The 6,486-nt window shown below is 33.4% G+C and carries 10 protein-coding genes; 2 read left to right on the plus strand and 8 right to left on the minus strand.

The window, feature by feature from the left end:
* The first annotated feature begins 93 nt into the window (after positions 1-93).
* The gene (locus Q3907_RS10225) at positions 94-765 is read left to right on the plus strand and encodes a YoaK family protein (protein ID WP_295646114.1); all 672 of its coding nucleotides are present in this window, start codon (positions 94-96) and stop codon (positions 763-765) included.
* Here the strand turns inward: Q3907_RS10225 and Q3907_RS10230 are convergent.
* Positions 731-1,318: a histidine phosphatase family protein gene (locus Q3907_RS10230; protein WP_301898198.1), complete on the minus strand. Its 588-nt coding sequence runs from the start codon at positions 1,316-1,318 to the stop codon at positions 731-733. The two genes, Q3907_RS10225 and Q3907_RS10230, sit on opposite strands and share 35 nt — an antisense overlap.
* Before the next feature lie 243 nt (positions 1,319-1,561).
* Between Q3907_RS10230 and Q3907_RS10235 the strand changes: the two genes are divergently transcribed.
* Positions 1,562-2,125 carry a manganese efflux pump MntP family protein gene (locus Q3907_RS10235; protein ID WP_301898199.1) on the plus strand — a complete coding sequence of 188 codons (564 nt, stop codon included), beginning with the start codon at positions 1,562-1,564 and terminating at the stop codon, positions 2,123-2,125.
* A 7-nt stretch (positions 2,126-2,132) separates the two neighbouring features.
* Here the strand turns inward: Q3907_RS10235 and Q3907_RS10240 are convergent, their stop codons facing one another.
* The 7 genes from Q3907_RS10240 to Q3907_RS10270 form a co-directional block, all read right to left on the minus strand.
* Positions 2,133-2,639 (minus strand): SGNH/GDSL hydrolase family protein, encoded by a 507-nt coding sequence (locus Q3907_RS10240; protein ID WP_301898200.1) that lies wholly within the window; start codon positions 2,637-2,639, stop codon positions 2,133-2,135.
* The gene (locus Q3907_RS10245) at positions 2,639-3,982 is read right to left on the minus strand and encodes an MATE family efflux transporter (RefSeq protein WP_301898201.1); all 1,344 of its coding nucleotides are present in this window, start codon (positions 3,980-3,982) and stop codon (positions 2,639-2,641) included. The genes Q3907_RS10240 and Q3907_RS10245 overlap by 1 nt, the downstream gene beginning before the upstream one ends.
* Before the next feature lie 92 nt (positions 3,983-4,074).
* Entirely contained in the window at positions 4,075-5,130 is a 1,056-nt protein-coding gene (locus Q3907_RS10250) for a type IV pilus twitching motility protein PilT (RefSeq protein WP_301898202.1), read from the minus strand.
* Between the two features lies 1 nt (position 5,131).
* Positions 5,132-5,425, minus strand: coding sequence for a hypothetical protein (locus Q3907_RS10255; protein ID WP_301898203.1), 294 nt, complete (start codon positions 5,423-5,425; stop codon positions 5,132-5,134).
* Positions 5,422-5,745, minus strand: a complete 324-nt coding sequence (locus tag Q3907_RS10260) for a hypothetical protein (protein WP_301898204.1) — start codon at positions 5,743-5,745, stop codon at positions 5,422-5,424. Before Q3907_RS10260 ends, Q3907_RS10255 begins: the two co-directional genes overlap by 4 nt.
* Positions 5,742-6,185 carry a DUF4860 domain-containing protein gene (locus Q3907_RS10265; protein WP_301898205.1) on the minus strand — a complete coding sequence of 148 codons (444 nt, stop codon included), beginning with the start codon at positions 6,183-6,185 and terminating at the stop codon, positions 5,742-5,744. The genes Q3907_RS10260 and Q3907_RS10265 overlap by 4 nt, the downstream gene beginning before the upstream one ends.
* Positions 6,182-6,486: hypothetical protein (locus tag Q3907_RS10270; RefSeq protein WP_301898206.1), on the minus strand; the 305-nt coding region annotated here is incomplete at its 5' end. The genes Q3907_RS10270 and Q3907_RS10265, both read right to left, overlap by 4 nt.

The following is a 6,486-nucleotide window of genomic DNA, read 5'->3' on the forward strand; positions in this document are numbered from 1 at the left end:
CGTCATTTCTTAACTTAATGACATTGGATCTCGGCTTTTATTTTTTGTCATTTTGCATTATTATCTTAAAAGTAAAAAGGTTGTGATTATTTTATGAAACGAGCAAAACAAACATCTGAATCCATTGAACTAGGCATTCTTCTAGCACTATCTGGCGGATTTATGGATGCTTATTCCTATTTAGCAAGAGGACAAGTCTTCGCAAATGCACAAACCGGAAACATGCTCCTATTTGGTGTAAATCTTGCGAGTGGACAATTTCAACATGCACTACATTATCTTTGTCCTGTCCTTGCTTTTGGTCTAGGTATTTTCTTAGCTGAACTTGTACATTTCCAAAAAATTCAAAAAGTACATTGGCGTCAAGTCACTCTCTTAATTGAAATTATTATATTATTTTGTGTAGGCTACATTTCATTCGAACAAAACTTACTTGCAAATTCTTTAACATCCTTTGCATGTGGATTACAAGTACAAGCCTTTCGTAAAATCCACGGAAAAGGATATGCAACAACAATGTGTATAGGGAATTTAAGAACGGGAACACATGAAATGTGTAATTATATTTGCACAAAAAAAGTCCAACATTTTCAAAGTGGACTTCTATATTACTTAATAATTTTAACATTTATAATTGGGGCTATTTTAGGCAAGTATTGTATCCAAATTTTTTCTGCAAAAGCCATTTGGATCAGTGTTTCCCTATTAATACTCGCCTTTATTTTAATGTTTATTGACCGTGAAAAGGATGAGGCTTTTCAATAAGTTTAAAATCATCATCATAATCAATTTGTGTAATTGAACAATTTGGTACTAAAGCTGCCGTAGTAGGCTTTTCCATCACAAATCCAGGACTCAAATAGTTCACAATATGTTTAATGGCAGAACCATGGCAAACCACTAAAACATTCGCATTCGGATATTCGGATGCGATTTTTTTTAATTCATTCATTACTCTTTCTATAACATCACTATGGTTTTCACCACCACAAAAACGATAACCATCCGGAAAACTTACACCATCTTTAAATATATTCACAGATTTTTCAGCCTCAAAATCACCATAGCTCTGTTCCTTTAACTTTTTAGAAGGAATGATTTTTACATTTCTACCCCCTAAAATATAATTTGCCGTATCTATAGCACGCTCACTCGTTGAACAAAAACACACATCAAACAGAATGTTCTTCAATTCTTTCCCCAGCTGTTTAGCTTGAGAAACACCCAAATCTGTCAACGGCGAATCACACCATCCTTGAATACGACCTTTACGATTAAATACAGTTTCTCCATGTCTAATAATATAAAAATGTGTCATATATATACCTTCCTTTTGCCTCATTATAATCTATTTCAGTTAGATATCAATAACTATTTTACATTGTAAAGAAATTTTGATTTTGGTAATATAATCACATCCATAAGGGAGTAGTTATCTTACTTAAGTAAGTATTTAAGTCAACATACTGATCAAAAAGATCTGGCTTATTGTAAAAAACAAGACTTATGCGAAGAAAGACATCTTTTTTCGTATAAGTCTTTTCTTTTTTTAGGAGGAAATATGGATTTTGTTACAATTTTATTGATAGGCATTGGCCTATCCATGGATGCAAGTGCTGTATCTTTGGCAAAAGGTATGAGTTTGGATAAAGACAAAGTAAAAAAATATGCTTTGATCTTGGCACTCGCATTTGGTTTCTTTCAAGCACTTATGCCAACTATTGGCTATTTTGCCGGAAATCATTTTGCCGAATACATTCAATCCATCGATCACTGGATTGCCTTTATTTTGTTGAGTTTGATAGGAATCAACATGATTAAAGAAGGAAAAGAAGAAAAAGAAGATGAAGCAAAAATTCACTCCATCTCATTTAAAGACATTCTTCTTTTAGCTATCGCCACAAGCATTGATGCATTAGCCGTTGGTGTAAGTTTTGCCTTTTTAAAAGTCAATCTTTTTGAAGCCGTAATTACCATTGGTATCACTACCTTTATTCTTTCCTTTGTTTGTGTGTTATTCGGAAAAAAACTTGGTAGCTTATGCGAAAAATATGCTGAATACTTAGGTGGTATCATCTTAATTCTATTAGGAATCAAAATCTTGATTGAACATTTATTTTTCTAACTAGACTTCAATTTAAATTTTTTTTCATATATTCAGCAATCTTTATAGCCAATTCCTTATGTCCCTTTTCAGATAAATGTACCCCATCAAAACTCATATTTAATGGATTGCAATCTAAACAAGGAACCCCCATTACCTTATATGCCTCATTTAGTTTAATACTTACATCTCTAAATTCATCAAATTGTAAGATTGGCGGACAAAGAATCAACATCTTACTTTTGTTTATTGAAGCAATGAATTCATGCATAAAAGAAAGGATTTGATCCACATCATAATAATGCATCAAATCATTCGATCCTAACATGATACAAAATAAATCCATTGAATCTACATCAAAAGTATCCTCTTTTACATCACGTAATAAACGGCCATTGATCGCATTCTCAAAAAACATCCACCCTGGCACAAGATCATTTAAATAATCAATATAAGTTAAATCATACCTTTGAAAATATCCCCTTGGATCATAGCCCCAAGTATTGGAATCCCCTAATATCAATGCCTTTTTCATTATGCCATTCTGCGTATCTTTTTACGCACAACCATGAAACAAATACCATGTGCCACAAGTGTTATAACCCACGTAATTGGATAAGAAATATATAACGAGAATGTTGTATGCACTGCCTTAAATACAGTAAATATCCATATAACACGAATCAAACAGACACCCGTTAAAGATACCAACATCGGTAAAATAGAATATCCAATTCCTCTAAGACTTCCAACTAAAGTATCCATAATTCCACATAAACAATACATTGTACTAATAACAGCCAATCGATCAATTCCAAATTGAATGACTCGCTCATCACTAGAATAAATAGATAATAACTGTTGACCAAATAAATAAGCACCTTGTCCAAGCACAAGACCAACTACCGTTACAATAGCTAAACATTCCAATAATATTTTATCAATTCGCTCGTATTTTTTTGCCCCAAAATTTTGTGAAGTAAACGACAAAGAAGTTTGGTAAACCGCATTCATAGACGTATATACAAAACCTTCGATATTGCTTGCGGCAGTATTTCCAGCCATAACTAAAGACCCAAAAGAGTTAATACTTGATTGGATCAATACGTTTGAAATGCTAAAAATAATGCCTTGAAGCCCTGCAGGAAGTCCTACTTCTAACATTTGTAAAGCAAGTTCTTTATGAAAGCGCATATCCTTTAACTCAAAATGTAAAGGTCCATCCATATGCTTTAAACACAATAAAATTAAAGCTGAACTGATTCCTTCCGAAATAATCGTAGCTAAAGCAACACCGGCAACTCCCATATGAAATACAATTACAAAGCAGAGATTAAATAGCACATTGATAATTCCAGAAATCAACAAAAAATAGAGTGGTCGTTTTGTATCCCCAATCGATCTAAGTATAGCAGCTCCAAAGTTATAGACCATAAAAAAAGGCATGCCCGCAAAATAAATTCGCATATATAAAGATGATAAATTAATTACATCTTCTGGTGTAGCCATTAACTCTAATAAGGGTTTCGCAAAAAAGAAACCAACAATCATCATTAAGAAACCACCAAAAACAGCAATAAAAATAGCAGTATGTACAGCTTTAGATGTATTTTCTTCATCTCGAGCCCCAATCGATTTTCCTAACACTACATTTGCACCAACACTAATCCCAATAAACATATTCACCAACAAATTGATTAATGCACTTGTTGAACCAACAGCTGCAAGCGCTTGATTTCCCGTAAATCGACCTACCACGATAATATCGGCTGCATTAAACAACAATTGCAGGCAGCCCGACAAAATTAATGGTAATGAAAAAATAATTAACTTTTTAAAAATTGGACCATTACACATATCCACTTGATAACTACGCATACAAATCCTCCCCATTTACAATAATAGACAAATTATATACCCGATGTAATATTATTGAAAGAAAAAAAGAGTGAAATGTAACTTTTCATTCTTTATTGCACTCTCGTTTTCATACGATCCGGATGCAGACTATACTGAATCGCAATATCTTTTGTGATTTTACCTTGTTGATACAAGTCATAGATCGCATCATCCATCATAACCATACCGTTCTGTCGGTTCGAAATCATTGTATTCTCAATCTGATGAATCTTATTCTCACGAATCTGCGAACGAATCGCAGGATTGACCAGCATAATTTCAAACACAGGAATCAATTCTCCATCTTTTCCTGGAATCAATTGCTCACTAATGATTGCCTCTAAAATCATGGATAATTGCGAACGCACTTGATCTTGATGACCTTGAAACATATCAATAATACGATCAATTGTATTTACAGCTCCTACTGTATGCAACGTAGATAAAATCAAATGTCCGGTTTCAGCTGCTGAAAGAGCTGTCGAAACTGTGTCTTCATCACGCATTTCTCCCAGTAAAATCACTTCAGGCGCCTCACGCAATGCCGATTTTAATGCATTTAAATAACTTGCCGTATCATGATATACCTCTCGTTGAGATACAATTGATTTTTTATGCGAATGTAAGAATTCGATTGGATCCTCGATCGTAATAATATGATAACTTCTTGTCTCATTCATACGATCTATTAAACAAGCTAGCGTTGTACTTTTACCACTGCCCGCAGGCCCGCTCACTAAGATAATCCCTTTTCTTCGATCTGAAAGCTTTAAGACAGATTCTGGAATATTTAAATCTTCTGGATTTGGTAAATCAAAATTTACCACACGCAATACCGCTGCTTCTGAGTTTCTTTGACGATACACATTTACACGAAATCGTCCAACCTGGGATAAAGAGAAAGAAAAATCATCTTCTCCATTTGCCACAAAATTCTCATATGAACAATATGGGGCAAAGCCATACAATTGTTGAACAATATCCTTTGTATCATTTGGCATCATTTTCTCTTGCGCAACCTTAACTAACTGTTGTCCCACCTTAAACATACATGGACTTCCAGCCACAAAGAAAATATCTGAAGCATTCTGGTCTATAGCCTTTTTTAAAATTTCAACAACTTCCATTTTATTCCCCTTTCACAATCGTTTTAAAAATAACGATTTTCCCTTCTTCTACCTTCACTTTTAAATATGTATCACCCTTTACATGAACTAAGAAATCCGTTTGATTTTCATTTATTAATTTATGCGCTTTGATTTCAGCTTCATAATACGCTTTTTTAAACGCATAACTACGATTGGTCTGTTCATGGATTTGGTATATCTTATTTGATGAAAACAATACTAATACACACATGCAAACAACGACAAATATACTCAGCATCGTTACTACACCTAATCCTATTCTTGCTTGTTTCATCTGTGATTCTCCTCTTTATAATATGTATAATCCAATACTTTCTTTTCCTTTACATAAATTCGAATACGATATTCATTCCTATTTACATTTGAAATCTTAACATCATATATATTATCATTCATCTCTTGCGAATATTCACCTACACTAGCACTTGACTCAATTTGATTTTGTGCTATAACCATCGCATCTTGACGATGCGTGTCCGTTTGCGAGATTTGCATCATTTTGGCATAGATTTCAATCAAAATTGTAGATGTGATCAAAAAGAAGAATAAGACAAACAACAATTCTAAAAAGAATGAAAATGGCTTCTTTGTCATGATGCTACCTCACTTCTTATATTTACATAAAAAGTAACACCGTTGATCGTACATAAGATAGTATTTGCATCTTGTTCTACATCAAAATCATGACAAGTCATTAGAGGTTGCCCCATCGTTAAATCCGGTTCCATATCTTTAACAATACAAAGTTCCATCAAATTCAATCTGGATTTATACAAATATGTATCACTTTTCGCATCCGAAAGCTTGATTACTTTTTGATTATTCACAACAAGAACACGCACACCATCTTCAGCATCATAACTATGAATTTTATTTGTGACATAAGACACAGGAGTATATGTCTCAAAATCATGTTTTGTGCGTCTTTGCAGCATCGTATAATCTTCGATTTGAATATTCAGCAACAAAAAACAACACAACACAAACAAGAACAATAAAGAAAGAGAAAAGAAAACACCTGCATTTTTCATCATTCAATCCCCTTTCTATACACATAGATATTTGGGTATACATTATCCCCTTGCCAATCATACGTTATAAAATAACTGCTTTTATCATAAGTAAATCCATAGTTCTTTCTTAAGTATTGAACATTTTCCGGATAACGACCCTCCACACTGTAACAAGTAATCAATGCCGTATCCAAACTGTTCTTTACGCGATCAATATCTAAATTCTCTGTACTCTTATTGATATTTGATAAACCTATCCATATCAATACTAAAAACAAGCCAAAGAACAATATGTTCTTCACCTTCATAAAACTACCCCAAT

It is taken from the genome of uncultured Holdemanella sp., assembly GCF_958348295.1.
Taxonomy (GTDB): Bacteria; Bacillota_I; Bacilli_A; order Erysipelotrichales; family Erysipelotrichaceae; genus Holdemanella.